Here is a 26834-nt window from a genome sequence, read left to right as displayed (position 1 = left end):
GGATGTCCCGGGAGCAGCAGATGAAAAGCTCATACTGGCTGGCCGCCGCCTGCCTGGCAGCGAGTGCGTCAGGTTTAGCCCATGCCGGATTCAAACCCATCGAAATCAAGGACCAGGAGCTCGCCGAGCTGCGCGGTCGTTACGTCATGCCGGGGCGGATCATCAGCTTCGGCATTGTCATGAGCAGCACCTGGCGCAACGCCAGCGGCGACTTGATCGGGGCCGCGACCTCGATGCAGATCCAGGCCGCAACCGTCAAACCGGAATTCTATGTCTCGACCATCAAGGAGTCGGGCAATGGCAGCGCTCTCGCATCAGGCACCGGCACTGTCATCGGTGGTGCCGGCCTCAATAGCAGCCAGGGTGTGACGCAAAGCGTACGCGCCGCCGGCGATGGCAACACCGCCAGCAACAACGTCGCGATCAACGTCAGCGAAGCCAGCCAGGCCCCGGCACTGGTGCCATCGCAGGGCCAGGCGCTCATCGCCGGGCAGACCATCAGCGGCAGCAACGGCGCCGGCAGTGTCGCGGTTTCGGCCAATGGCGGTGGCGTGCAAATGGCCATTCAGGCCAGCGGCAATCAAGGCACGGCGCTGCAACAGGTCGCCCAGGGCGGGCTGCTGCAAAACACCCGTTTGCTGGGCAGTGCCAACGTGGTCAACAACCTTACACAGCTCAACGTCGTACTTAACAATAACGGCAGAAGCGCCGGTGCACTGGATTGCAACCTGACCCAACTCGGGGCCCTACGCAATATCGGATATTGAACTACGCTGAGTCTCGATCATTGGGCTTAAAGGGACGGCTTATTCATGTATCGATCAGTATCACTGCGTGCTGCAGTGTGTTTGAGTACCCTTCTCCCGGCGGCAATGCTGCAAGCAGCACCCGACGCCGATGTAGAAGCCCTGAAACGGGAACTTCTGGAACTGAGACAACGATACGAACAACAACAACAAGCGCTGGCGGTACTTGAACAACGGGTCCGCCAGGTAGAAGAAACACCCGCCGCCCCACCGCCAAAACGGCTGGCCAAATCGCCGTCCGACATGAAAGGCAATCGCGTCGCCGGAGCCGCCACAGGCACCGGTGCGGCCGCTGCATCGGGAGGCGCTGCCGGGGGCAGTGGCGCATCCTACGGTCAATCACTGGCCGATGATTCACAACCGGCACAGAGCGTTTCCAATCTGTATGACGAAGCCAGTGGTTTCTTTGGCGGCGGCAAGTTCAGCGTGGAAACCGGCCTGACCTATTCGCGCTACGACACCCGTCAGTTGATCCTCAACGGGTTCCTTGCGCTGGATTCGATCTTCCTGGGCAACATCAACCTCGACCGGATCAAGGCCGACACCTGGACCCTGGACCTCACCGGCCGCTACAACTTCGACAATCGCTGGCAGTTCGACCTGAACGTGCCGGTGATCTATCGCGAGTCGACGTATCAATCCGGCGGCGGCAACGAGGGCGCGGCTGGCGTAACAACAGAAGAAACCGTAACCAAGGATCCAACCATTGGCGACGTCAACTTCGGTATCGCCTACAAGTTCCTCGACGAGTCGGTCAACACCCCGGACGCCGTCGTCACCTTGCGCGTCAAGGCGCCGACCGGCAAAGACCCGTTCGGCATCAAACTGCGCCAGACCGACGCCAACTCCAACCTGTTCGTCCCCGACACCCTGCCCACCGGCAACGGCGTCTGGTCGATCACGCCGGGCATCTCGCTGGTCAAGACGTTCGACCCGGCGGTGCTGTTCGGCAGCCTCTCCTACACCCACAACCTCGAGGAGTCGTTTGACGACATCAGTTCCACCGTCAACCAGAAAAACCCGGGCAAAGTGCGCATCGGCGACAGCTTCCAGATCGGCGCCGGTATCGCCTTCGCGCTTAACGAGAAGATGAGTATGTCGTTCTCGGTCTCCGACCTGGTGCAACGCAAGAGCAAGCTGAAACAAGACGGCGGCGACTGGGAATCGGTGGTGTCCAGTGATGCCAACGCCGGTTACTTCAACGTCGGCATGACCATTGCGGCCACCGACAACCTGACGATCGTGCCAAACTTGTCGATTGGTATGACGGATGATGCGCCGGACTTTTCGTTCAGTCTGAAATTCCCGTATTACTTCTAAGCAAAAGCAAAAGATCGCAGCCTTCGGCGGCTCCTGCATGTGGATTCGAGTAATCCCCGCAGGAGGCGCCGAAGGCTGCGATCTTTTGATTCTCAGGCTCTTGCTCGTGACCACTCATCGGAAACACGTCCGCACCTGTCAGATCTTACAGGTGCGCCCTGCCCTCAAATCCGCTTTCATGACTCCAGCGCCTGGCACCTTGCAACCGGGCCCATAACGGAGCACTGCCATGAGCCAGCCGCTGGATGAAAACCGCATTCTTGCCCTGAGCCCTCCCTTCATACAGGGTAAGGTCGACTTGCAGACGCCGGAGAACTATCACGGAGGCATATCGCTGGATACCGTCAAGGACGATATGCGGGTTTTCGTAGATCCGTGGATAGGTATGGCACTGAAAGACGAATGCCAAATGTCTTATGACGGCGTCATTGTCGGAACGATACCGGTCGATGAAAACAATCTGAATAAACGGCTGGAATTCAAAATCCCCAGGGCTCAGGTCACCAATGGCGCAGCACTCGTCTTTTACACGGTGAAACGCTTGGGTCAGGAGCCAGTGAGCTCCGAGCCGGTGTTGCGTATGTGGGTCCAGCTCACACGGCCAGGCGGCCTGGATCGCGACAGCGAGGACGGCCATTCCGGCCTGCTCTACACGCTGAGCCCTGATCCGTCTCAAGGCGTGGATGCGGAAATGGCCCGGCGGGAAATCCGCATGCTCATCGTCCCTTATGAAAACATCGCCGTCTTCGACACCATTCGTTGTGGTTGGGGAGATCAGGTGGTGACGTACTACCCGGTCACCAGAGAGCAGATCGAAGATCCGGTCAACAATCCGATCATCGTCACCTTCACCGAAAAAGTCATCAGAGACCAAGGCAACGGCAGAAACATCGAAGTGCGCTATCAGGTCTTCGACCGGGTTAATAATTTCCCGGTTCCAGAGGCGCCGTGGTCGAAAGTCACCTATGTCAATGTGGACCTGAGCATCAGCCGCTTGCCGGCGGCAACAATCTGGGTCAACAACCAGAACGTCACCACCATCGACCTGAAGGTACTGGGCACGAGCGACGCCGATGCGCGGGTGTATTTCACCCCGTCGGATTTCCAGATCGGAGACGAAGTCGAGCTAAGGTGTACCGGCCAGACACCTGAGGGAGTACCTGTCACGATAGGATCGTTGGTACACACGGTCGGCGCCGTGCCTGGGCACTTCGATTTCAAGCTGGCCAATGCCTCGATCAGGGCCATGGTCAATGGCTCGGCCACGACCAACTACAAGTTACTCCGCGCCAACGTACCTGCACGTCCGTCCAATGACGTTGTTGTTCCAATCACTGGCGAAGTCAGTCAGTTGAAGCCGCCCACGGTTGTCGAGGCGCCGGATTACAAACTTGACCCGAACCGGCATCAGAATGGATTCACCGTGGTGTTTGACACCGCCGCGTTTGGCGCAAATCACGAGGTAAAACTGGAAATCGCCGGCACACCCGGCGCCGGCTCAGTACCTCCCCAGCAAAAGCCGGTGGCGGGACAGTCGAAAGTGCAATTCGACATTGATTTCTCCGTCACCGGGGCAAATCTGCAGCGCAGTGTGGAGCTGATATACAGCCTGATCGTTAATGGACAGCCGACGCCGGTGCAGAGTGTGACGCTGGTGATTGGTGAGTTGCTGCAGTCGAGCATGCCGATGCCGAAGATCGAGGGGTTTGATGGTGAAGTGCTGGATGTTGGGTTGATCAAGGATGACACTAAGGTTTTGTGTGAGGCTTGGCCGTTCCAGTGCGCCGGTTGTCCGATTTGGTTGGAGTATGTGGAGACGTTTGCAGGGGGTGGGGAGCGGGTCAAGCAGCAGTTTGTGGGGGCAGCGCATGATCAGGAAGTGGGGCTGAGTTATCTGGCTGAGGTGGAGTGGTTGCGGGGGTGTAAGGCGGATTCGAGGTTGGTTGTTGTGTTGAAGGTTGGGTTGTATGAGGGGGCGGTTGAGAGTGAGGCGGTTGCGTGTCAAGTGAGGAGCTATGGGGTGAAAGCGGGGTTGGATGATTTGACAACGTTTGATAACTACAACTGGAATCATTGGGCCCAATCTACGACTTACATGCTATCCAATATCGTTCTTTCTTCGAACGAGTACTTTTTGGAAGCGATATTTGAGCAGACCTACAAATTCGGAGTTTTTCTCTGCAAGAGTTATCAAGATATCGAGACGGGCACACAGCTTGAGTTCAGTTACGAATTCCGGACCGCAACGTCGATGAGAGCTTTTTTTGCTCAAAATAATGTTAGAACGAATCACGACTTGCCTGCTAGCGAATCATGGCAATCAGTTAAAGTCCCCTTTCGCTCGGCGGCGGCGTCCACGCCGAGGACACTCATGCTGCTTTTGTACCTGGAAAACCCTACACAGAGTTTCTCTATAAAAAACCTGAGACTGAAAAAAACGTGAAGAGCACTTTAATTTCAATTAGCGGGGATTGCGGCGCTCATCTAATATCAGGCTTATGCATTGACTTGTAAAAAGTAGGCCGCGACACTCCCAGGACTTCGCAAACACACTCAAATTATTGCTATGCCGATTCAACCCATCACGTACGCCTGCCGCTTCACCCGGGTATTTGTGATCCTCCCTAGAGCTAATGGAGTGGCGAACTTTTCATCTTCACGGTTATTATCGCCAGTCCAAAAATCGACCACTCATCGGAAACACCCCCGCACCTGTCAGATCTGACAGGTGCGCCCTGCCCACAAATCCGCTTTCATGACTCCAGCGCCTGGCACCTTGCAACCGGGCCCATAACGGAGCACTGCCATGAGCCAGCCGCTGGATGAAAACCGCATTCTTGCCCTGAGCCCTCCCTTCATACAGGGTAAGGTCGACTTGCAGACGCCGGAGAACTATCACGGAGGCATATCGCTGGATACCGTCAAGGACGATATGCGGGTTTTCGTAGATCCGTGGATAGGTATGGCACTGAAAGACGAATGCCAAATGTCTTATGACGGCGTCATTGTCGGAACGATACCGGTCGATGAAAACAATCTGAATAAACGGCTGGAATTCAAAATCCCCAGGGCTCAGGTCACCAATGGCGCAGCACTCGTCTTTTACACGGTGAAACGCTTGGGTCAGGAGCCAGTGAGCTCCGAGCCGGTGTTGCGTATGTGGGTCCAGCTCACACGGCCAGGCGGCCTGGATCGCGACAGCGAGGACGGCCATTCCGGCCTGCTCCACACGCTGAGCCCTGATCCCCTGACCATCAGCCGCTTGCCGGCGGCAACAATCTGGGTCAACAACCAGAACGTCACCACCATCGACCTGAAGGTACTGGGCACGAGCGACGCCGATGCGCGGGTGTATTTCACCCCGTCGGATTTCCAGATCGGAGACGAAGTCGAGCTAAGGTGTACCGGCCAGACACCTGAGGGAGTACCTGTCACGATAGGATCGTTGGTACACACGGTCGGCGCCGTGCCTGGGCACTTCGATTTCAAGCTGGCCAATGCCTCGATCAGGGCCATGGTCAATGGCTCGGCCACGACCAACTACAAGTTACTCCGCGCCAACGTACCTGCACGTCCGTCCAATGACGTTGTTGTTCCAATCACTGGCGAAGTCAGTCAGTTGAAGCCGCCCACGGTTGTCGAGGCGCCGGATTACAAACTTGACCCGAACCGGCATCAGAATGGATTCACCGTGGTGTTTGACACCGCCGCGTTTGGCGCAAATCACGAGGTAAAACTGGAAATCGCCGGCACACCCGGCGCCGGCTCAGTACCTCCCCAGCAAAAGCCGGTGGCGGGACAGTCGAAAGTGCAATTCGACATTGATTTCTCCGTCACCGGGGCAAATCTGCAGCGCAGTGTGGAGCTGATATACAGCCTGATTGTCGATGGACAGCCGACGCCAGTGCAGAGTGTGACGCTGATGATTGGTGAGTTGCTGCAGTCGAGCGTGGAGATGCTGAAGACCGAGGGATTCGTGGATGATTTGACTACGTTTGACAATTACAATTGGAATCATTGGGCACAATCATCTGACAACTGGCTATCAAATATTGTTTTCTCTTCGAGCGAATATTTCTTGGAAACAAGATCTATATCTGGGACCACGCACGGCATTGCCCTTTCCAAGTGCTTCCAAGGCATCCAAACGGGCACTCAACTTGAGTTCAGTTTCGACTTTAGATCCGCAGCTCCGACAACGTGTTTTCTTGCTCATAACAATACAAGAGAATATTTCGATTTGCCTGCTAGTGGGTCATGGCAACCAATGATAGTCCGCTTTCGCTCGGAGTCGTCCTCTACACCGAATACACTTATGTTGATTCTTTATGGGAAAACCTCCCAAATTTTATTCATAAAAAACCTTAGGCTGAAAATATATGACTAAGCATCCTAACTAGGGATTGGCGGGAGGTGGCCGCACTCACCTAATCTGATGCTTATGCAACAACCGATAAAAAGTAGGCCGTGAAACCCCTAGAACTTTCGCGGCCACACTCAAATTATCACTATGCCGATTCAACACATCACACAACGCCTGCCGTTCCGCCCTGGTCTTGTAATCCTCCAGCGTACCCATCGGCGTGGCGATCGAGTGTTGGCTGATCAACCCTAAATCCCTTGCCTCGATCTGCCGTCCCTCCGCCAGCACCAGCCCCCGCCGTACCCGGTTCGCCAGCTCGCGCACATTGCCCGGCCAGTCATGCTTGCCCATGGCAATCAATGCATCTTCGCTGAAGCTGCGTGGCCGGCGCCCGGTTTCGTGGCTGTAGAAGTGCGAAAAATGGTTGGCCAGCATCGACAGATCGCCATGGCGCTCGCGTAGCGGTGCGGTGACCACTTGCAGGACATTGAGCCGGTAATACAGGTCTTCGCGAAAACGCTTCTTCTCGATTGCCGCTTCCAGGTCAACGTGGGTTGCGGCCAGAACGCGAACGTCCACCGGGATCGGCTGACTGCCGCCTACCCGCTCGATGTGCTTTTCCTGCAGAAAGCGCAACAGGTTGGCCTGCAATTCCAGCGGCAAGTCGCCGATTTCGTCGAGAAACAACGTACCGCCATTCGCCGCTTCGATGCGTCCGACCTTGCGCTGGTGTGCGCCGGTGAACGCGCCTTTCTCGTGGCCGAACAATTCGGACTGAATCAAATGCTCTGGGATCGCCCCGCAGTTGATCGCTACAAACGGTTTGTTGTGACGCTGGGATTGTCGGTGCAGGGTGCGCGCGACCAGCTCTTTGCCGGTGCCGCTTTCGCCGCGAATCAGCACGGGCGATTCGGTCGGGGCCAGTTTGCTCAACAGTTTGCGCAGTTCGCGGATCGGTTTGCTGTCGCCGAGCAGTTCGTGCTCTGGCTGATCGACATGAATCGTGCCCTGCCCGCGCAGGCGCGCCATGCCGAAGGCGCGGCCGAGTGTGACTTGTACGCGGGAGACATCGAAGGGCAAGGTGTGGAAGTCGAAGAACCATTCACAAACGAAGTCACCGACGTTCTGTAAACGCAGGACTTCCTGATTGAGCACGGCAATCCATTCGGTGCCGCTGCGGCTAATCAGCTCTTTGACCGCTTCTGGACGTTCCAGGTGGTAAGGCTGCAAGCGCAGCAGGCCGACGTCACAGGCGCGGGATGCGGCGTTCTCCAGATTACAGCTGTCGACATCCCAACCGACGGCGCGCAATCCAGGCAACAGGCGATGGCAGTCGTCACACGGATCGACCACCAGTAAACGTCTCGACGCAGGCGCTTCGCTCATGACTGTTCCTTGGCGCCAAATTTGATAAATGATCGAAAAAACAGTCATTTGGCAGACCCGGTTGTAACACTAGCAAGATTTTGACGGGTGCTTGTACCGATTGCTTATAGGGCGGGTATCAAAAGAGTTATAAGAAAGTTGGTTGTTAGTTAGCTATCGACTATTTGCGGCGAGTCAAAGAGCGGCCCCTCACCCTAGCCCTCTCCCAAGGGAGAGGGAACTGACCGAGGTATTTGCGCGGGGTACGCCGATCTGAAAGACCAAGCCGAACTCGAGTTTGAAAAGCCCACAAATCCGCTCCCTCTCCTCGGGGAGAGGGCTGGGCGGGCGGCGTTCCGATGAGGGGTGAATTCAGCGCGGTGTCCGGACATGTTCAGGATTAACAAAACAAACTTACGTTATGTAAAGAACCTGAAATTTCTTTGTTTCACTTGTGACCCGCCCCCCGGTTGCGTGCATCAGTACAAGTAACCAGCCGCACGGTAAGCCCAACCGACGGCACATCACTTGATTGGGCGCCAATAGAGAGAAGACCCCATGACTGCCCCGCTGCGTATCAACGAAGCTCTTCTGATTGCCAACCACGCCTTCAAGCCTTTCCAGTGCGTGGCCTGGGCGCCACAAGACGGCAATGGCGAACTGAGCCTGACCGTCGTCGACCGCACCAACTCACACATCGGTCGCAAACAGATCCCGAGCAGCGCCTACTCTGACCCGGCGCAACTCGAACAACTGCTGCAACAGGCCCGCGCCGAGCTGAGCGAAGACGGCCACAAGTTGCAATCGTGGTCGATGCCACACTGATAATCGAACAAAGGCGGATGACGTTAAAGTCACCCGCCTTTGTTGTATGCGAAGTCGAATAAGCACGGTACTTACCGCGCTGTTTCATCCAAATTGCTTGGCTCGCTTGCGACTGGTTCAACAAGACACTGTTCTGGCACAGTGCGACCGTCGTTCTGTTGATTCGTCCAGTTGTACTTCTCGCGGTTCAGGGATTGAATGTTTCGCTCGTGCAGTCAGCCTCCCAATCACTGGGATATCGGCTACTCGCAAGGAGACGCGTGCATGTCGACCCTGAACACTTATGCGCTGCCCACGGTATGGAACAACCCCGGTTCGCTCGACTCGACCTTCGCCATCGGCGGTGTTGCGCAGGTGTACTTTGCCGGTAGCCTGTCCAGCCAGACGCAACATGTCGCGCTCGATGCGCAGGGTCGGATTCTGGTCGCCGCCAAGGTCGGTACGCCGAAGGGAAGTCGTTTTGGCCTGGCACGGCTGCTGGGTGATGGTTCGGCGGATTTGTCGTTCGGTATTCAGGGCAGCGTGATCGGCAGTTTCGTCGAAGGATTCGAAGCCAAGGCCGGCAAGGTTCAGGTGCTAGCTGACGGCAAGATTCTGCTGGCCGGCCTGCATTATGAAGACACCCATCGCACCCTCCCCGCCTTCGCCCTGTTCGATGCCGACGGCAGGCCAGATCGAACTTTCGGTGATGACGGCTTCCAGATCGTGCGCCTGCCCGGCGAGCTGTCAATGGGCACCCGCGACAACTGGCTGCCGCCGGGTGTGCCAGGTGTTGAAGCCTGTGACTTCGCGGTGCAGGAAGACGGTCGCATTCTGCTGATCGCCAACCATCATTTCAGCCTCGCCGACCACGCCGGGATGCTGATTCGCCTCTGTTCTGATGGAAGCCTCGACGAATCGTTCAACGGGCGCGGATTTGTCATGGTTCGCCACTTGCTGCTCAACACCTGGCTGAGCACCCTGCTGTTGAAGGCGGATGGGCGAATTGTCGTCGCAGGTTCCATCGACTTTCCGCAGCAAGGGCTGCTGGCGGTTTACCAGTCCGATGGGCGTCTGGACGAGCGTTTTGCCGTGGACGGTTTCATGGCGTTCAGGGCCCACGGCAACAGCGCGCAGGTCAGCCAGATCATCGAGTCCGCCGACAGGCTCTACTGCTTCGGCAGCAGCCGCGATCCAATCCGCTGCCTGACGTTTGTCCTGCACGCCAACGGTCGCCCGGACCTGCACTGTCATCATGGCCAACCACAGGTGGTGGACATCGGTCCCAGCGGCTGCCAATGGAACGCCGCCCGGTTGATGAGCGACGGCCGCATCGTTGCCGTGGGCGCGACCATCGGCGGGGTTGAAGCCGACTTCATGGTCGCCCGTTATCAAGCTGACGGCAGTCTCGATCCAGCGTTCGGCCAGGGCCACGGTTGGTTGCGCACGCGACTGGGGCGAAGCCTCGATACAGCCAATTCTCTGGCCGTACAAACTGACGGGGCTATCGTGGTGGGGGGCTATTCACTGGATGGCAACTACCGGGCAATGGTTGCGCGTTATCTGAATCCCTAGAGCATTCAACAGGATCGAGGTTATCGGCGACTTGATCTTCCTTGAAACATCCGGCAACTTTCGCGCTTCTAAATAAAAGGAGCAGCCGATGTCCGGTTCAATCGCCCAGGCGTTCGCGCACAACTTCCTCGGGCAATCGCCACGCTGGTACAAGGCGACCATCGTCGGTTTTCTCATTCTCAATGCCGTGGTGCTGTTCACCATCGGCCCGGTCGCCGCAGGCTGGTTGCTGGTGATCGAATTCATCTTCACCCTGGCCATGGCGCTCAAGTGTTATCCGTTGATGCCCGGCGGCCTGCTGTTGATTGAAGCGTTGCTGTTGAAGATGACCACGCCGCAAGCGCTGTACGATGAGTTACTGCACAACTTTCCGGTGATCCTGCTGCTGATGTTCATGGTTGCCGGCATCTACTTCATGAAAGATCTGCTGCTGTTTCTCTTCTCGCGGCTGCTGTTGGGCGTGCGCTCGAAAGCGATTCTGGCGCTGATGTTCTGCTTCCTGTCGGCATTTCTTTCGGCATTTCTTGATGCGTTGACCGTGACGGCGGTGATCATCAGTGCGGCTGTCGGGTTTTACTCGGTGTATCACCGGGTCGCGTCGGGCAATGATCCACGCAAGGACAGCGAATTCGGTGACGATCAGCATTTACCGTCGCGACACCATGAGGACTTGAATCAATTCCGCGCTTTCCTGCGCAGCCTGTTGATGCACGGCGCGGTCGGCACGGCGCTCGGTGGCGTCTGCACTTTGGTCGGTGAGCCGCAGAACCTGTTGATCGGCCATGAGATGGGCTGGCATTTCGGCGAGTTCTTCCAGAAGGTAGCCCCGGTGTCGCTGCCGGTACTGGTCGCGGGTCTGGTTACTTGCGTGCTGCTGGAGAAGCTGCGCTGGTTCGGATACGGCACGCTGCTGCCGGACAACGTCCGCGCTGTGTTGGCCAACTACGCTGCCGAGGACAACGCCAAACGTACGCCTCGTCAGACGGCGGCGCTGCTGGTGCAAGGCGCGGCGGCGCTGATTCTGATTGGTTGCCTGGCGTTTCACCTGGCTGAAGTCGGCCTGATCGGTTTGATGGTGATTGTGTTGATCACTGCGTTTACCGGCATCACCGACGAGCATCGCCTGGGCAGCGCGTTCAAGGACGCCATGCCGTTTACCGCGCTGCTGGTGGTGTTTTTTGCCGTGGTGGCGGTCATTCACGATCAGCATCTGTTCGTCCCGCTGATCGAGTGGGTCTTGGCGTTGCCGATGGATCAACAGCCGGGGATGTTGTTCATCGCCAATGGTCTGCTCTCGGCGATCAGCGACAACGTGTTTGTCGCGACCATTTACATCACTGAGGTGAAACAGGCTTTTCTTGCCGGGCACATGACTCGCGAGCACTTCGAAACCTTGGCGATTGCGATCAACACCGGCACCAACCTGCCGAGTGTGGCGACACCGAATGGTCAGGCAGCGTTTCTGTTCCTGCTGACCTCGGCGATTGCACCGCTGGTGCGGTTGTCGTACGGGCGCATGGTGTGGATGGCGGTGCCGTATACCGTGGTGATGGGTTTGTTGGGCTGGTATGCGGTGAGCTATTGGCTATAACGACTAGCGATGTGTAGGAGCTGCCGAAGGCTGCGATCTTTTGATTGGGACGCAGAGCGTCCCGGGCTGCATTCCCACGCAGAGCGTGGGAACGATCAAACACCGCAAAACCCATGTAGGAGTGGATCAGTGCGGGAGGATGTACTGCTCGATCGCCAAAGCCACGCCGTCTTCGGTGTTCGACGCTGTAACGACATCCGCCTGACGCTTCACCGCCTCTTCCGCCTGTCCCATGGCAATCGACAAGCCGGCGCATTTGAACATCGCCGGGTCGTTGCCGCCGTCGCCGATGACAGCGGTTTGCTCGAGCGGCACGCCGAGGTATTCGGCAATCGTTGTCAGCGCGGTGCCTTTGTTGGCCTCAAGCGCAGTGACGTCCAGATACACCGGCTGCGAGCGCGACACTTGCGCCATGCCGTTGACCTTGGGCAACAGCTGCGCCTCCAGCTCAATCAGCAACTCTGTGTTATTGCTGGTGGCAACGATCTTGTCGATGCGCTCCAGATACGGCTCGAAACTCTCGACCACCACCGGCGGATAGCCGAGGCCGCTCTGCTCACGAGGGACCATCGGCCCGTGCGGGTCCTTGAGCAGCCAGTCGCCGCCACTGAACACCCAGATTTCCACCTCCGGTTGATCGGCAAACTGCGCCAAAGCAATCAGCGCGGTCGTGGCCGGCAGATAATGCGCGGCCAACAGTGTGCCGTCCGGTTTGACGATGGTGCCGCCATTGAACGCCGCTGTCGGCAGATCAACGCCCAGCGCCTCGATCTGCTGCAACATGGCTTTCGGCGGGCGGCCGCTGGCGAGGCTGAACAGCACGCCGGCCTCGCGCAACGAGCGAACGGCGTCGATGGTGCGTTGATTCAGTGTGTGATCCGGCAGCAACAGCGTGCCGTCCATGTCGCTGAGCAGAAAACGTATCGGTTGTTTCGACAAATCACTCATCCCAGGCTGTGCCAGACGCGACCATCGCGAGTCAGCAGATCTTCGGCTGCTTGCGGACCATCTTCGCCGGCCGCATACGTTTCGACGCTGGCATCCTGCTGCCAGGCATCAAGGAAAGGCTGCACCGCTCGCCAACCGTTCTCAATGTTGTCGGCACGCTGGAACAGGGTCTGGTCGCCGGTCAGGCAGTCGTAGATCAAGGTTTCGTAGCCGGTGGAAGGCTGCATCTCGAAGAAATCCTTGTACGCAAAACCCAGCTCGATATTGGCCATGTTCAGCGCCGGCCCCGGGCGCTTGGCCAGCAGGTCGAACCACATGCCTTCGTTTGGCTGGATCTGGATACGCAGGTAAGTCGGCTGCAACTCGTCGACTTCGGTGTCGCGGAACTGTGCGTACGGCGCCGGTTTGAAGCAGATGACGATCTCGGTGTCGCGCACGCTCATGCGCTTGCCGGTGCGCAGATAGAACGGCACGCCGACCCAGCGCCAGTTATCGATCATCACCTTCAGCGCCACGTAGGTTTCCGTGGTGCTGTCGGGCGACACGTTGGCTTCTTCGCGATAACCCTTCAACGGCTGGCCATCGCGCTCGCCGGCGCTGTACTGGCCGCGCACCGAGTTGGCCCGGGCTTCTTCCGTCGACCAGGGACGAATCGCCCCGACCACTTTGGCCTTCTCGCCGCGCACCGCGTCAGCGCCGAAAGCAGCCGGCGGTTCCATGGCGACCATGGCCAGCAACTGGAACAGGTGATTGGGCACCATGTCGCGCAGTGCGCCGGTGTGTTCGTAAAAACTGCCACGGGTTTCCACACCGACGGTTTCCGCCGCGGTGATCTGCACGTGGTCGATGTAATGGTTGTTCCAGAACGCTTCGAACAGGCTGTTGGAGAACCGGCTGACCAGGATGTTCTGCACGGTTTCCTTGCCCAGGTAATGGTCGATCCGGTAGATCTGCTTTTCGCTCATGACCTTGAGCAGGCAGGCGTTCAAGGCTTCGGCAGTGTGCAGATCGGAGCCGAACGGCTTCTCGATCACCACCCTTCTGAACGCTTCGGGCGTTTCTTCAAGCAAACCGGCGCTGCCGAGACGGCGCACCACTTCACTGAAGAAACGTGGCGCGGTGGCCAGGTAAAACACCGCATTGCCGGTGCCGCTGTCGGCGATTTTCGCCGCCAGGGCGGAATAAGTGCTGTCGTCGAGGAAATCACCCTGGACGTAGCTGATGCCTTTGGCGAGCTTGGCCCACAAGAGCGGATCAAGCATCTGATCGCCCTTGCCGACCTTCGCCGCCACTTCGGTACGGATGAAGTCTTCGAGCTTCTGCGCAAAGGCTTCATCGGTAATGGCGTTGTGATCAACGCCGACGATCCGCAGATTCTCGTCGAGCAGGCCGTCGCGACTGAGGTTGTACAGCGCCGGCATGAGCAAGCGCTTGACCAGGTCGCCGTGGGCACCGAACAGGAACAGCGTGGTCGGTGGTGCGGGTTCTGCCTTGGATTTTCTGCGGATCGTACGGGTCATTTCTTGGCAATCTCCACGTGGCCGCCGAAGCCGAAGCGTTGTGCCGACAGGATCTTGTCACCAAAGGTGCCCTGGCCGCGCGAGCGGTAACGGGAGAACAGCGAGTTGGACAGCACCGGTACCGGCACCGCTTGCTCCATGGCCGCTTCGATGGTCCATTGGCCTTCGCCACTGTCAGCCACGGAACCGGAGAAACCGTCGAGCTTCGGATCGCTGGCCAGCGCATCGGCAGTCAGGTCCAGCAGCCACGACGAAACTACGCTGCCACGACGCCAGACTTCAGCGATGTCGGCCACGTTCAGGTCGAAACGCTGATCTTCCGGCAGGCGTTCGCTGGATTTGGTCTTGAGGATGTCGAAGCCCTCGGCGAACGCGGCCATCATGCCGTACTCGATGCCGTTGTGGATCATCTTCACGAAGTGCCCGGCACCGGCGGGACCGGCATGGATGTAACCGTGCTCGGCACGGTGATCATCGGACTTGCGATCCTTGGTGCGCGGAATGTCGCCCATGCCCGGCGCCAGTGCGGCGAACAGCGGGTCGAGGCGCTGCACGGTTTCGGCGTCTCCACCGATCATCATGCAATAGCCGCGTTCCAGGCCCCAGACGCCGCCGGAGGTGCCGACGTCGATGTAGTGCAGGCCCTTCTCGTTCAGCGTCTTTGCGCGACGAATGTCGTCCTTGTAGTTGGTATTGCCGCCGTCGATGATGGTATCGCCGGGCTCAAGCAGTTCGCTCAGGGTGTTGATGGTGTCTTCGGTCGGTGCGCCGGCCGGCAGCATGACCCAGACCGCGCGCGGCTTGTCGAGGCCGGCAACCAGTGCCGGCAAGTCGGCGACGCCAGTGGAGCCCTCGGCGACCAGGTTATCGATGAAAGCGGTATTGCGGTCGTAAACAACGGTGGTGTGCCCGTTGAGCATCAGACGTCGCGCAATATTGCCGCCCATGCGGCCCAGTCCAATAATCCCGAGTTGCATGTGCTGATGCTCCTTACTACAAATAAATGTGTGTCATTGGTTATAGCCCAACGCGACTGATGGAGGTTAGTCCAGAGCGTTGCGATGAAGTTTCCGGGCATTGTGCCCGATCCAGAGTGATAACGCCCCGAATCCTGCCGAAGACACACCGACCATGAAAAATAAAAAAGTTCCCTTCCAGGGCAAAAGAAATCAAAATTGGCGCCGATAGTAAGTCAAGCGCCTCAAAACGAGGAGTGACTTACAGTTGATGCACGCCATTTGCGAGGTGAGCAATGGGCACAGTACACACAGCAATGCCGCCACAAACCCTCTACGTTACGATCCGTCGCGATGAATTGCGCCAGTTGAAAGACGAGCGCGACCAGTTGAAGCACGAATTGGCGCAATTGCGCGCATTGACCCAAGGCTCGCAGCCGCAACCGCGTCCGGTTGTGCAGCGCGCACCCCACGCCTGATCCCCGCCTGCTTCGGGAACGGCCCCCGTCGTTCCCGACACGTTGCACCTCTGACCGCCTGATGCTCATCAAACGCGGCGCTTAACAAATCTTTCACAAGCCCTTGGGGATACTCCGCCCCATTCTGGCCGTGCCTGCGCGCACGGCCTCTGTTCGTCGGTGTCATGGAAGCGTTCCGGCGTGGGATTGATGATTGAGCTGGAGCACTGAATGGCATTGTTCAAACGCAGTAAAACGACTGCGACGGGTTTTGACTGGGCTGGATTTATCTGGCTGTTCGTTTTCTTCTGGTACTTCTCGGGTATCACCCAACTGCTGATCCAGCTGACCGGCACATCCGGCTTCACCGGATTCCGCCAGGCCTTCGTGATGAGCGCGCTGTGGCTGGCGCCGATGCTGCTGTTCCCCAAACAGACGCGTCTGCTTGCGGCGATCATCGGTGTGGTGCTGTGGGCCTGCTCAATGGCCAGCCTGGGTTACTTCTTCATTTATCAGCAGGAATTCTCGCAGAGCGTCATCTTCATCATGTTCGAGTCGAACGTGTCGGAAGCCGGCGAGTACATGACCCAGTACTTCGCCTGGTGGATGATCCCGGCGTTCCTCGCCCATACCGCGTTTGCCTACTTTTTGTGGACGCGTCTGCGCCCGGTCTACATGCCGCGTGGTCGCGCGCTGGTAGCGGCGACGGCAATTGTCGTTGCCGTGGTCGGCTATCCGCTGGTCAAGCAAACCATGCGCATGGGCACCTTCGCCCAAGGTTTCGAGAAATTCGAAACCCGTATCGAGCCCGCCGTGCCCTGGCAGATGGCTGTGGCCTATCACCGCTATCAGGAAACCCTCGCCGACATGCAAGGCATGCTCGACAGTGCCAGCAAGATCCCGCCGCTGAAAAACCTCAAGGACGCCTCGGCCGGGCAACCGGCGACTTTGGTGCTGGTGATCGGCGAGTCGACCAACCGTCAGCGCATGAGTCTTTACGGATACCCGCGCAACACCACGCCGGAACTGGACAAGCTCAAGGATCAACTGGCGGTTTTCGACAACGTCATCACCCCGCGCCCTTACACCATCGAAGCGCTGCAGCAAGTGCTGACCTTCGCCGATGAGCAGAACCCGGATCTGTACCTGTCGACGCCATCGCTGGTCAGCGTGATGAAACAGGCCGGTTACAAGACCTTCTGGATCACCAACCAGCAGACCATGACCAAGCGCAACACCATGCTCACGACCTTCTCCGAACAGGCTGACGAGCAGGTGTACCTGAACAACAACCGCAACCAGAACGCCGCGCAGTACGACGGTGACGTTATCGAGCCGTTCAACAAGGCCCTGACTGATCCAGCTGAACGCAAACTTATCGTCGTGCACCTGCTCGGTACGCACATGAGCTACCAGTACCGCTATCCGCCGACGTTCGACAAGTTCCAGGATCGCCAGGGCGTACCGGCCGGGGTGCGCGACGATCAGGTTCCGACCTACAACAGCTACGACAACGCGGTGCTGTACAACGACTTTGTGGTCTCTAGCCTGATCAAGGATTACGCCAAATCCGACCCGAACGGCTTTTTGCTGTATCTGTCCGACCACGGCGAAGATGTTTTCGACTCGGCCGGCCACAGCACTCTCGGCCGCAACGAAAACAAACCGACCGCGCCGATGTACACCATCCCGTTCATGGCCTGGGCCTCGCCGAAGTGGAAGCAAAACCATGACTGGAACTTCGCCGGCGACCTCAGCCGCCCGTACAGTAGCTCGCAGTTCATCCACACCTGGGCGGATCTGGTCGGATTGAGCTCGGATGAACTGGACCGCACCAAAAGTCTGGTCAGCGACAGCTTCGTGCCGCGCAAACTGTTGATTGGTGATCCGTATCAGACGGCGAAACGCTCACTGATCGATTTCAGCTTGATGAAACCCAAGCAGCTTGCCCCGGCAGAGGTGGCGCAGAAGTAAGACGACAAAGGGCCTGCGAGGGCCCTTTTTTGTATGCGCTAATCGGCGTGCTGCGACGGTACTACGCTCTGAAATACCCCGAAATATTTGCCCTTAACCCGCGTTAACCCATTGTTAATGGCCGCGCCGCAGACTTCTTTCGCGGTCTGCTTCACGGACGAACCGACTCCCACTTGTTCAGTAGGAGGCACCATGAAAACCACTACCTTCATTCTCACCACCCTGCTCGCCCTCGGTTCCACCAGCGCCTTCGCTGAAGGCGGCGCCGAGCGCATGCGTTATTACTACGACAATTTCCCGGTCCAGCACGCGCAAAGCGAGCAGAAGACCGACGCCAGTGCGAAAGAAATCCGCGTCCCTGCTGACCAGACGGCGCAGGTGACCGAGTCTTATCGCGACTGAATTTTACCGAGCAACCGATGGACCTTCCGTGGCTCCGCTCTGGCCCGGGAGATGACAGTTCAGGCGCCCTGATCGGGGCGCCTTTTTTTATGTTGGTGATTTGCGGTGAGGAGCCTTCAGGCCTGCAAGTCCTTTATCCAGAACAGCATCCGCCCGTGATCTGGATTGAACATCCCCGGTGCAAAGCCGAATTTGCGATATGAACCCTGCGCCACCGCATTGCCTTCCAGCACTTCCAGGGTGATCTTGCAGCAGCCGCGCTGACGGGCGATCTCTTCTACCCTCTGCAGCATTATCTGACTGAGCCCCAGGCCGCGAAATTTGCCGACCACGGCGACGTCGTGAACGTTGACCAGCGGTTTGCAAGCGAAGGTCGAGAAGCCTTCGAAACAGTTAACCAGCCCGGCCGGTTCGCCGCCGACGAAGGCCAGCACGCTGAAGGCATGCGGGCGGCGGGCGAGTTCTTCGGGCAGGCGTTGCAGCAGTTCAGGCGCGATCGGGTGACCGCCGCCCATGGGATCTTCGGCGTAGTGGTTGAGCACGATGCCGATGGCTTCGGCGTGCACCGGGTTGCTGTAACTGGCCTGAAGTACGAGTATTTCTGCGGAATCCATTTCCATCCCCGATTAAGCAAAGAGCCCCGGCGCGCAAGGTGCTTGCTGGAAGGCCTAGGGGGGACATTAGCTCGGGTGCGCCGGAGAGGGCAACTTGAAAAGCTGAAGATCAAAAGATCGCAGCCTCGTTGCACTCGTCAGCTCCTACGGTCCGATATGTGTAGGAGTTGACGAGTGCAACGAGGCTGCGATCTTTCGCGGTCAGTGGCCCCAGATAAGCTCTTCAGTCCAGCCCAGTTCGGCGAAGTCTTCGGCGCGCAATGCGCTTTCGCCGACACAGAAAAACTCATCCAGTTGCGGTGGTTCGACCGTCGTACCGCTGAGCATGGCGTGCACCTGGCCGCGATGATGGATCTGGTGTTCGAACAGGTGCGAGAGCATGCGCAGGCGGCTGTCATGTTGCGGTTCGTCGCGAGCGATAGTGACGATTCTTGGCAGATCGGCATCGCGCAGTTGCTCGCAATAGGCGATCAGCCGGCGATCAACGCGGGCTTGTTCGGCACGCAGCGTTGCCGCATCGGTAAACGGCTCGTCCTGATTAAAGAATGCGTAGCAATCCGGGTGCGGCTCGTCCCCGCGCAATTCGCGTTCCAGCGCGTCGACGTAGAACCAGTCGCAGGTGAGGATGTGATTGAGCGTGAGGCGGATGCTGGGGAAGAAGCTCACCCGTGGCGCCGCCAGTTCAGTGGTGTCGAGCTGGCTCCAGGCCTTGGCCAGGCGGTGATTGGCCCAGGCATTCTGATAGGCCATGGTCAGCAAATGATGGGACAGCGGTTGACTCATGTCGGCGCCCTCTTCTTTCAGGCTTCGGCGAAACGCTGCAACTGCATCTCCTGCAAACGGCTGAGGGTGCGGCGGAACGGGAATTCCAGATAGCCCTCGGTGTACAGCGCATCCATCGGTACGCTTGCCTCGACGTACAGCGGCACCTTGCGGTCGTAGCATTCGTCGACCAGCGCAATAAAGCGGCGAACGCCGTCGTCGTGCACCGATAACTGCGGCAGTTCGCGGTCGCCGGCGACCACGCGCTCAGCGCCGTCTTCGGTGCCGCGTGCGATACGTCCTTCGCGCTTCTGTGCGATGAGGTTCGGCACTTCGCTCAACAGAATAGCCCGGTAGCGATCACACAGGGCAATGAAGTCCATGGCGGCGAAAGGTTGCTCGCACAAATCGCTGTAGCGGCACCACAGCACGGATTCGCTGGCTTGCACCACGTTGAGTGTGCGGTGGCCCACGGCGACGGGTTCCTCGCTGACAGTCTCATCTGCAGCCAGCGATTTGAACACGGCCTCCAGTGCGCTCGGTAAATCATCCGCGCGAACAAAATAACGCTGCTCGATCGTCCCCGGATGCAAGCGATGATCCTCGGCGCCATTTACCGCGACCACGGTCATGTGCGCCTTGATCGCCGCAATCGCCGCCGTGAAACGGTCGCGGTTGAAGCCGTCGGCGTATAGATCATCGGGCGGCAGATTGGAGGTGCAGACGATCACCACACCTTCATCGAACATCACCTGAAACAGCCGGCCGAGAATGATCGCGTCGCCGATGTCATTGACGAACAGTTCATCGAAGCACAGCACGCGCACTTCGCCGGCCAGCTCTTTGGCCAAAGCGCGCAACGGATCGGCGATGCCACTGAGTTGAAACGAACGCTGATGCACCCAGCCCATGAAGTGATGAAAGTGTTGACGCCGCGCTGGCACCCGCAGGCTCTGATAGAACTGATCCATCAGCCAGGTCTTGCCGCGCCCGACCGGCCCCCACAGGTACACGCCGCCGACCGAGCGGGCGCCGGCGTGCAAGGCTTCATGGCATTTTTGCAAGGCCCAGACCGCGTGTTCCTGGGCTTCATCCTGGATGAAACCCTTGTGGTCGACCGCGTATTGCCAGGCACTGAGGGGGGAGTCGAAAGTCATGCGCGGGAGTATGCCACGGGCGCTTTTCCATTGCCGGTCGAGGCACGCTTGATCGTTCCCGCGCTCTGCGTGGGAATGCCTCAAGGGACGCTTCGCGTTCCAGCTCTGGAAGGGACGCGGAGCGTCCCGGGCTGCATTCCCACGCGGAGCATGGGAACGATCAGAACAAGGGAGAGGCAGTAAAACCTGACCTTTCAGGCAGTTATTGCTCGTTGCCCTCGCCGCCCTCTTCCGGCATTCTGCGCACCCATTTTCTGACCCGGCCCCGCCTTGCGGCGCGCACCTCACCATGACCGCCTCTGACAAAACCCCGCGCAACAACGACCTGATCTACGGCCTCAACGACCGTCCGCACCTGACCGCCACGGTGTTCGCCGCGCTGCAACACGTGCTGGCGAGTTTCGTCGGCATCATCACCCCGACCCTGATCATGGGTGGCGCCCTCGGTCTGCACAGTGAAATCCCCTACCTGATCAGCATGGCGCTGTTCGTCTCCGGCCTCGGCACCTTTGTCCAGGCCAAGCGATTCGGCCCGGTGGGTTCCGGTCTGCTGTGTCTGCAAGGCACCAGTTTCTCCTTTATCAGTGTGATTCTCAGCGCCGGGTTCATGGTCAAGGCGCGTGGCGGTGGCACTGACGAAATCCTCTCGACGATCTTCGGCGTGTGCTTCTTCGCCGCGTTCATCGAAGTGGTGCTCAGCCAGTTCATCGGCAAACTGCGCATGCTGATCACGCCGGTGGTGACCGGCACGATCATCACGCTGATGGGCCTGTCGCTGATCAAAGTGGCGATGACCGACATCGCCGGCGGCTTCGGCGCGCCAGATCTTGGCGCGGCCAGCCATGTGTTTCTCGCGGCACTGGTGATCGGCACCATCGTTGTGCTGAACCGTGTCGACGTGCCGTTTCTGCGCCTGGGCGCGATCGTCATTGGCCTGACCCTCGGCTACGTAGTGGCATGGCTGATGGGCACGGTGGATTTCGCTTCGATGCCCGAGGTGCCGCTGGTCAGCGTGCCGGTGCCGTTCAAGTACGGTTTCAACTTCGATTGGGTGGCGTTCGTGCCGGTGGCGGTGATTTTCCTCGTGTCGCCGCTGGAAGCGGCCGGTGATCTGACCGCCAACTCGATGATCTCGCGGCAACCGGTGAAAGGCCCGCTGTACATCCGTCGCATCAAATCCGGCCTGCTCGCCGATGGTCTCAACTCGGCCATGGCGGCAGTGTTCAACAGCATGCCGATGGTGACCTTTGCGCAGAACAACGGCGTGATCCAGTTGACCGGTGTGGCCAGCCGCTACGTAGCGTTTTTCATCGCCGGGCTGCTGGTGTTGCTCGGTTTGTTCCCGATGATCGGCGCGGTGCTGCAACTGATGCCGAAACCGGTGCTGGGCGGCGCCGAGCTGGTGATGTTCGGCACCGTCGCCGTGGCCGGAATCAAGATCCTCGCCGAGGCCGGTCTGCATCGCCGCAACATGTTGATCGTGGCGATTTCCCTCGGCATGGGCCTGGGCATCGCGGCGGTGCCGGAAGTCCTGCGCGAACTGCCGCAAGCGCTGCGCAACATCTTCGAATCGCCAATCACTGTCGGTGCGTTGTGCGCTATCGTGCTGAACATCTTCCTGCCCGAGGAATTCATCGAGCTGGAAGAAGACGATTTCGACCCGGAAGCTTCGATCCTGCAGGTCATGGAAAACCCCGACGTCACCGCCAAAGGTGAACCCGGCCAAGCGGCGGCTGTCGCACAGTTGAACCGCTGACGTCGCGCCTTGGCAAAAAGGGCTGCACCGGCAACGGTTCAGCCCTTTTTTGTCGAGAGATTTTTATGCGCCGCGTCCACGCCGTCATCCTGTCGCTTCTGCTGTTGTCGCTCAGCGCCTGCGCACTGTTTCCCAACCGCGATCCGGTGAACATCAACGTGGTTGGCCTCGAACCGTTGCCCAGCCAGGAACTGGAAGTACGCTTCGCGATCAAGCTGCGCGTGCAGAACCCCAATGAAACGGCGATCGATTACAACGGCATCGCCCTGGATCTGGAGGTCAATGGTCATTCGCTGGCGTCCGGTGTGAGCGATCAGAGCGGCTCGATCCCGCGTTTCTCTGAAGCCATTGTCACGGTACCGGTCAGCGTCTCGGCGTTCTCGTTCCTGCGCCAGACCTTGGGCCTGAGCCAGACGCAAAGCCTCGATAACCTGCCCTACGTGCTGCGCGGCAAACTGGCGGGCGGTTTGTTTGGCACGATGCGCTTTACCGACAGCGGCAAGTTGAGCCTGCCTAAAGCGAGTGCGGCGACTTGGTAAAAAGTTTTCTGATCGGACACCGATCCCTGTGGGAGCTGGCTTGCCAGCGATAGCGGTGCATCTGCCAAAAAAAGATGTCGACTGACATGGCCCCATCGCTGGCAAGCCAGCTCCCACAGGTTCAAAACAAGTTTCAAGGTCAGGTATTGAACCGCACCCCCGGCTTCGCCCGCTCATCAACGGTCAACTCGAACACATCCGGCCGCGCGTAGTGGCCGACCACATCGTAGTCATACCGCGCGCGGATCAGTTCATCGGTGTCGATCTGCGCCGTGAGCAAGCCCGCTTCCCCGCGCAACGGCCCCGCCAGCACATCGCCCATCGGCCCGACGATCACGCTGCCGCCGGCAATCAACGGTCGATCCCCGGGCCAATTGGCAATCTCCACCCCCAACGCATTCGGCGAGGCCTGCACCTGACAGGCGCTGACCACGAAACAGCGGCCTTCGTGGGCGATGTGGCGCATGCTGACCTGCCACATCTCGCGCTCGTCAACGGTCGGCGCGCACCAGACCTCAACGCCTTTGGCATACATCGCCGTGCGCAGCAGCGGCATCATGTTTTCCCAGCACACCACCGCGCCAAGCTTGCCGACCTGGGTGTCGAACACTGGCAGCGTCGAGCCGTCACCCTTGCCCCAGATCAGTCGCTCGGTGCCGGTGGGCATCAGCTTGCGGTGTTTGCCGAGCAGCCCGGCCTGCGGATCGAAATACAGCACCGTGCAATACAACGTGCTGCCGGCGCGCTCGATCACGCCGATCACCAGATTGGCCCCGGTGCGCGCTGACAATCCGGCCAGCACGTCGGTTTCGGCGCCAGGCACATCAATGGCGTTGGCAAAATAACGCGCAAAGGCCTCACGCCCCTCAGGCAGTCGATAACCCAACTGGGTGCCGAAACCCTCGCCTTTCGGGTAACCACCGAGCAGGGCTTCCGGCATTACCACCAGCGCAGCGCCGGATTCGCGAATCGCGTCTTCCCAGCTGAGAATCTGGTCGAGGGTTTCGCCTTTGCCCCCGGGCAAGGCACCGATCTGCAACGCCGCAACTATGGATTTGGCCATCGTGTTTACTCCATCAGGTTCAGGTGTTGCCGATTCTCCGGTGTCACGCGATCATGAATAAAGCCCTACCCACTGCTGAATGATATGAGCCAAATGAATATCGCCGACATCGACCTCAATCTGCTGAAAGTCTTCGAAGCGCTGCACGAGGAATCCAGCGCCAGCCGCGCCGCCCTGCGTCTTGGCGTAACGCAGTCGGCGGTCAGCGCGGCGTTGCGTCGTTTGCGTGAGGTGTATGGCGATCAGTTGTTCGTGCGCACCGGGCGCGGTCTGGCGCCGACGCTGCAAGCCAATCAGTTGAAACCGGTGATCAGCGATGCCCTGAACAAATGCCGGCAAAGTCTGGCCATGCTTGATCCAGCGGCCAATCAGTACGAGGGGCGCTCGGTGGCGATCGGTCTGTCAGATGACTTTGAAATTGCCTACGGCCGCCGCCTGATCGAGGAAATCGCCCGCCGTGCGCCGAAGCTGCGGCTGATATTCCGCCAGACCCACAGCCAGATCGTCGCCCGCGCGCTGATGGAGCGCAGCATCGACTTGGCGATCACTGCCGGAGGATTTGCCGAGCGCCTGCTCAGCCGTCAGGTGTTGGGGGAAGGCGGCTATGCGTGTCTGGTCGACCCGGCCAGTCTCGCGCCAGGCCAACAGCAGATCGCGTTGCAGGAGTTCGTTGAACGCGAGCACATTCTGGTGTCGTCGGGCGGTTTTATCGGCATTACCGATGAAGGATTGGCGGCAGTGGGTTTGAGCCGGCGAGTCTGTGCGTCGACCACGCATTTTGCTGCACTGCCCTTTTTGCTCAAGGGCAGTCAGGCGGTGGCGACGATCCCGGCCCACGCCGCCGCAAGTATCGCGGCGCTGAGCGGACTGGCGCTGCTGCCCTGCCCTCTGGCTTTACCGCGCTATCCGGTGGAACTGGGCTGGCGCACCAGCACACAGATCGATCCGGTGCTGGTCAAGGTTCGTGAGGCGATTGCCGCCACGTTCAGCCAGGGGTGAAGCGGATTATTTGTTCGCCGCCATCAGGCGATTGACTTCACTGCGCACCATGTTGGCGAACTCCGGCGGCGACATGCCATCCAGCTCGGCGCGGACCCACTCGGCCCATTTGCCCTTGCGCTTGGAGCGCTCCCCAAACAGGCGCGCGGCTTCGCCTTTGGCTTTGCCCAGATTGTTCTGCCAGAGTTCGAACAGACGGGATTTCTCGTCTTCCAGCGCTGCGCGCTCTGCGAGGGATTTGTCGGCCAGATTGAAACTCATGGGGATTTATCCTGCTGCGTAAAATGGCGACATCTTACACGCTCGACACAAATCTCCGGTGCAGGTTTTTCCCTTGTCCGCGAATCACATGCAACTTTTCGCCTGCCGCTACACTCCATTGGTCACTGTCCATTCACCTGCAAGGAGTCACCCAATGGCCCGTAAAACCGCCTCGCAAGCTGCCGAAGAGCAAATCAAGGATCAAGCTTTCAGCGAGCTTCAGGCTCTGATCGAAGAATCGGACAAACTGCTCAAGAGCAGCGCTTCACTGGTAGGCGAAGAAGCAGAAACGCTGCGCGCACAAATTGCCCAGAAGCTGCAGCTGGCACTGGATTCGGTGTCCAGCGTGCGCGACCGCACCAAACCCGCTGTTGAAGCCACCGAGAACTACATCGGTGGCCACCCTTGGCAAACCGTGGCGGTCTCCGCCGGTTTCGGCCTGGTGGTGGGCCTGCTGCTCGGCCGTCGCTGAGTTCCAGCGCCACATAAAAAAGCGAGCCTTGGGGCTCGCTTTTTTATGCCTTGTGCAAACTCAGTCCCCCGCCAACTCCCGCAACTGCCCCAGCGTCTGTTCATCCAGCGTGATGCCCTGCGCTAATGAGCGGGCACGCTGCAAATGCCGCCGATCCCCCGGCAAACGCTTGAGCCCGACCCCGTGCATCTGCCGCACCAGTTCCTCGCTGCGCTGGGCGAAGTTCTGCCCCGCCGCTTTGCTCGGATCGATCACGATCAACAGCTGGCCGGTCCATGGTGTTTTCGCGCCGGGATGGTTGGACCAATCGAACTCGAATGAGAAATTGCCGCCGGTCAATGCCGCTGCCAGCAACTCGACCATCATCGACAGCGCCGAGCCTTTGTGCCCGCCGAACGGCAACAACGCGCCGCCTTCGAGAATCGCCTTGGGGTCCTGCGTCGGTTGGCCGAGGCTGTCGACCCCCATGCCGACCGGAAGTTTTTCCCCCTTGCGCGCGGCGATCTGCACATCGCCATGGGCGATGGCGCTGGTGGCCAGGTCGAACACAATCGGCGCGGCGTTGGCCGTTGGCGCGGCGAAGGCAATCGGATTGGTGCCGAACAATGGCCGATCAGCGCCATGGGGCACCACGCAGGTCATGCTGTTGACCACGCTCAGCGCCACCAGACCTTCGTCGGCGAAGGGCTCGACATCCGGCCACAAAGCAGCGAAATGATGCGAGTTGCGAATCGCCAGCACCGCGATCCCGGCATGACGCGCCTTCTCGATCAGCAGTGGTCGGGCCGCTGCCAACGCTGGCTGGGCAAAACCGTTGCCGGCGTCAACCCGGACAAACCCCGGCGCGACGTCTTCAACCTGGGGCACCGCATGGCCATTGACCCAACCACTTTTCAGCGTCGAGACATAACCGGGGATGCGAAACACGCCATGACTGTGGGCGCCGTCGCGTTCGGCGTTGGCGCAGTTGGCGGCCAGCACCCGGGCGACGTCGCTGGAAGTGCCGTGGCGCAGAAAAATCGTTTCAAGCAGTTGCGTCAGTGCCTCGAGGGACACTGTGGACGAGCCATGATCGTGTAGCGCAGACATCTGAAGCTCCAGAATGATTATTGGAGGGAACAACAGCGTA

24 protein-coding genes are annotated in these 26834 nt (G+C 59.1%); 14 read left to right on the top strand and 10 right to left on the bottom strand.

Going from position 1 to position 26834, the window contains the following annotated elements:
* Positions 1 to 20: 20 nt before the first annotated feature.
* The 4 genes from D8U60_RS25215 (at position 21) to D8U60_RS25200 (ending at position 6513) form a co-directional block, all read left to right on the top strand.
* Positions 21 to 767, top strand: coding sequence for a hypothetical protein (locus D8U60_RS25215; RefSeq protein WP_130887298.1), 747 nt, complete (start codon positions 21 to 23; stop codon positions 765 to 767).
* A 45-nt stretch (positions 768 to 812) separates the two neighbouring features.
* Positions 813 to 2126, top strand: coding sequence for a hypothetical protein (locus D8U60_RS25210; RefSeq protein ID WP_125916227.1), 1314 nt, complete (start codon positions 813 to 815; stop codon positions 2124 to 2126).
* A gap of 229 nt (positions 2127 to 2355) precedes the next feature.
* On the top strand, positions 2356 to 4569 hold the full coding sequence (locus D8U60_RS25205; RefSeq protein ID WP_130901199.1) for a hypothetical protein: 2214 nt from the start codon (positions 2356 to 2358) through the stop codon (positions 4567 to 4569).
* Positions 4570 to 4932: 363 nt separating this feature from the next.
* Positions 4933 to 6513 carry a hypothetical protein gene (locus D8U60_RS25200; RefSeq protein WP_130901198.1) on the top strand — a complete coding sequence of 527 codons (1581 nt, stop codon included), beginning with the start codon at positions 4933 to 4935 and terminating at the stop codon, positions 6511 to 6513.
* Positions 6514 to 6549: 36 nt separating this feature from the next.
* Here the strand turns inward: D8U60_RS25200 and D8U60_RS25195 are convergent, their stop codons facing one another.
* On the bottom strand, positions 6550 to 7875 hold the full coding sequence (locus D8U60_RS25195; protein ID WP_016774678.1) for a sigma-54 dependent transcriptional regulator: 1326 nt from the start codon (positions 7873 to 7875) through the stop codon (positions 6550 to 6552).
* Positions 7876 to 8412: 537 nt separating this feature from the next.
* On the opposite strand from D8U60_RS25195, the gene D8U60_RS25190 reads away from it, so the two are divergent.
* The 3 genes from D8U60_RS25190 to nhaB all read left to right on the top strand — a co-directional run bounded on the left by D8U60_RS25190 (position 8413) and on the right by nhaB (position 11824).
* Complete coding sequence (locus D8U60_RS25190; RefSeq protein WP_016774677.1) at positions 8413 to 8679, top strand: hypothetical protein; 267 nt, start codon at positions 8413 to 8415, stop codon at positions 8677 to 8679.
* Positions 8680 to 8943: 264 nt separating this feature from the next.
* Positions 8944 to 10233, top strand: a complete 1290-nt coding sequence (locus tag D8U60_RS25185; protein WP_130901197.1) for a hypothetical protein — start codon at positions 8944 to 8946, stop codon at positions 10231 to 10233.
* Between the two features lie 88 nt (positions 10234 to 10321).
* Positions 10322 to 11824 (top strand): sodium/proton antiporter NhaB, encoded by a 1503-nt coding sequence (gene nhaB / locus D8U60_RS25180; RefSeq protein WP_122698317.1) that lies wholly within the window; start codon positions 10322 to 10324, stop codon positions 11822 to 11824.
* Positions 11825 to 11950: 126 nt separating this feature from the next.
* Here nhaB and D8U60_RS25175 read toward each other — a convergent pair whose 3' ends face one another.
* From D8U60_RS25175 to gnd, 3 genes are read right to left on the bottom strand one after another with little or no spacing between them, the layout of a single operon-like run.
* On the bottom strand, positions 11951 to 12772 hold the full coding sequence (locus D8U60_RS25175; RefSeq protein WP_123442523.1) for an HAD family hydrolase: 822 nt from the start codon (positions 12770 to 12772) through the stop codon (positions 11951 to 11953).
* Positions 12769 to 14292, bottom strand: a complete 1524-nt coding sequence (gene zwf, locus D8U60_RS25170) for a glucose-6-phosphate dehydrogenase (protein ID WP_016774673.1) — start codon at positions 14290 to 14292, stop codon at positions 12769 to 12771. Before zwf ends, D8U60_RS25175 begins: the two co-directional genes overlap by 4 nt.
* A complete protein-coding gene (gnd, locus tag D8U60_RS25165) occupies positions 14289 to 15269 on the bottom strand; it encodes a phosphogluconate dehydrogenase (NAD(+)-dependent, decarboxylating) (RefSeq protein WP_122698319.1) in 981 nt (326 codons plus the stop codon). The genes zwf and gnd overlap by 4 nt, the downstream gene beginning before the upstream one ends.
* Positions 15270 to 15544: 275 nt before the next feature.
* Here gnd and D8U60_RS25160 point away from each other — a divergent pair, with 275 nt between their 5' ends.
* The 3 genes from D8U60_RS25160 to D8U60_RS25150 all read left to right on the top strand — a co-directional run bounded on the left by D8U60_RS25160 (position 15545) and on the right by D8U60_RS25150 (position 18082).
* Complete coding sequence (locus D8U60_RS25160; RefSeq protein ID WP_016774671.1) at positions 15545 to 15727, top strand: DUF6026 family protein; 183 nt, start codon at positions 15545 to 15547, stop codon at positions 15725 to 15727.
* Between the two features lie 210 nt (positions 15728 to 15937).
* Positions 15938 to 17680: a phosphoethanolamine transferase CptA gene (locus tag D8U60_RS25155; RefSeq protein ID WP_130901196.1), complete on the top strand. Its 1743-nt coding sequence runs from the start codon at positions 15938 to 15940 to the stop codon at positions 17678 to 17680.
* Between the two features lie 192 nt (positions 17681 to 17872).
* Positions 17873 to 18082 carry a hypothetical protein gene (locus D8U60_RS25150; protein ID WP_071172389.1) on the top strand — a complete coding sequence of 70 codons (210 nt, stop codon included), beginning with the start codon at positions 17873 to 17875 and terminating at the stop codon, positions 18080 to 18082.
* A 116-nt stretch (positions 18083 to 18198) separates the two neighbouring features.
* Here the strand turns inward: D8U60_RS25150 and D8U60_RS25145 are convergent, their stop codons facing one another.
* The 3 genes from D8U60_RS25145 to zapE all read right to left on the bottom strand — a co-directional run bounded on the left by D8U60_RS25145 (position 18199) and on the right by zapE (position 20615).
* Complete coding sequence (locus D8U60_RS25145; protein WP_130901195.1) at positions 18199 to 18696, bottom strand: GNAT family N-acetyltransferase; 498 nt, start codon at positions 18694 to 18696, stop codon at positions 18199 to 18201.
* A 201-nt stretch (positions 18697 to 18897) separates the two neighbouring features.
* Positions 18898 to 19479: a DinB family protein gene (locus D8U60_RS25140; protein ID WP_024012902.1), complete on the bottom strand. Its 582-nt coding sequence runs from the start codon at positions 19477 to 19479 to the stop codon at positions 18898 to 18900.
* A gap of 17 nt (positions 19480 to 19496) precedes the next feature.
* Entirely contained in the window at positions 19497 to 20615 is a 1119-nt protein-coding gene (gene zapE, locus D8U60_RS25135) for a cell division protein ZapE (RefSeq protein WP_130901194.1), read from the bottom strand.
* A gap of 289 nt (positions 20616 to 20904) precedes the next feature.
* Here zapE and D8U60_RS25130 point away from each other — a divergent pair, with 289 nt between their 5' ends.
* Entirely contained in the window at positions 20905 to 22371 is a 1467-nt protein-coding gene (locus D8U60_RS25130; RefSeq protein WP_110645241.1) for a nucleobase:cation symporter-2 family protein, read from the top strand.
* Between the two features lie 65 nt (positions 22372 to 22436).
* On the top strand, positions 22437 to 22910 hold the full coding sequence (locus D8U60_RS25125) for an LEA type 2 family protein (protein ID WP_073474543.1): 474 nt from the start codon (positions 22437 to 22439) through the stop codon (positions 22908 to 22910).
* Between the two features lie 139 nt (positions 22911 to 23049).
* On the opposite strand, the gene D8U60_RS25120 is transcribed toward D8U60_RS25125, so the two are convergent.
* Positions 23050 to 23973, bottom strand: coding sequence for a carbon-nitrogen hydrolase family protein (locus D8U60_RS25120; RefSeq protein WP_130901193.1), 924 nt, complete (start codon positions 23971 to 23973; stop codon positions 23050 to 23052).
* A gap of 84 nt (positions 23974 to 24057) precedes the next feature.
* Between D8U60_RS25120 and D8U60_RS25115 the strand changes: the two genes are divergently transcribed.
* A complete protein-coding gene (locus D8U60_RS25115) occupies positions 24058 to 24972 on the top strand; it encodes a LysR substrate-binding domain-containing protein (RefSeq protein WP_051600446.1) in 915 nt (304 codons plus the stop codon).
* A gap of 6 nt (positions 24973 to 24978) precedes the next feature.
* Here D8U60_RS25115 and D8U60_RS25110 read toward each other — a convergent pair whose 3' ends face one another.
* On the bottom strand, positions 24979 to 25233 hold the full coding sequence (locus D8U60_RS25110; protein WP_003224595.1) for a hypothetical protein: 255 nt from the start codon (positions 25231 to 25233) through the stop codon (positions 24979 to 24981).
* A gap of 154 nt (positions 25234 to 25387) precedes the next feature.
* Between D8U60_RS25110 and D8U60_RS25105 the strand changes: the two genes are divergently transcribed.
* Entirely contained in the window at positions 25388 to 25705 is a 318-nt protein-coding gene (locus tag D8U60_RS25105; RefSeq protein WP_024012897.1) for a DUF883 family protein, read from the top strand.
* A 60-nt stretch (positions 25706 to 25765) separates the two neighbouring features.
* On the opposite strand, the gene D8U60_RS25100 is transcribed toward D8U60_RS25105, so the two are convergent.
* A complete protein-coding gene (locus D8U60_RS25100) occupies positions 25766 to 26794 on the bottom strand; it encodes an Ldh family oxidoreductase (protein WP_130901192.1) in 1029 nt (342 codons plus the stop codon).
* Positions 26795 to 26834: the final 40 nt, after the last annotated feature.

Source organism: Pseudomonas sp. Sample_11, from assembly GCF_004307505.1.
Lineage (GTDB): Bacteria > Pseudomonadota > Gammaproteobacteria > Pseudomonadales > Pseudomonadaceae > Aquipseudomonas > Aquipseudomonas atacamensis.
Note: the sequence above shows the minus strand (reverse complement) of the source record. Positions and strands in the feature narration are given on the sequence as shown.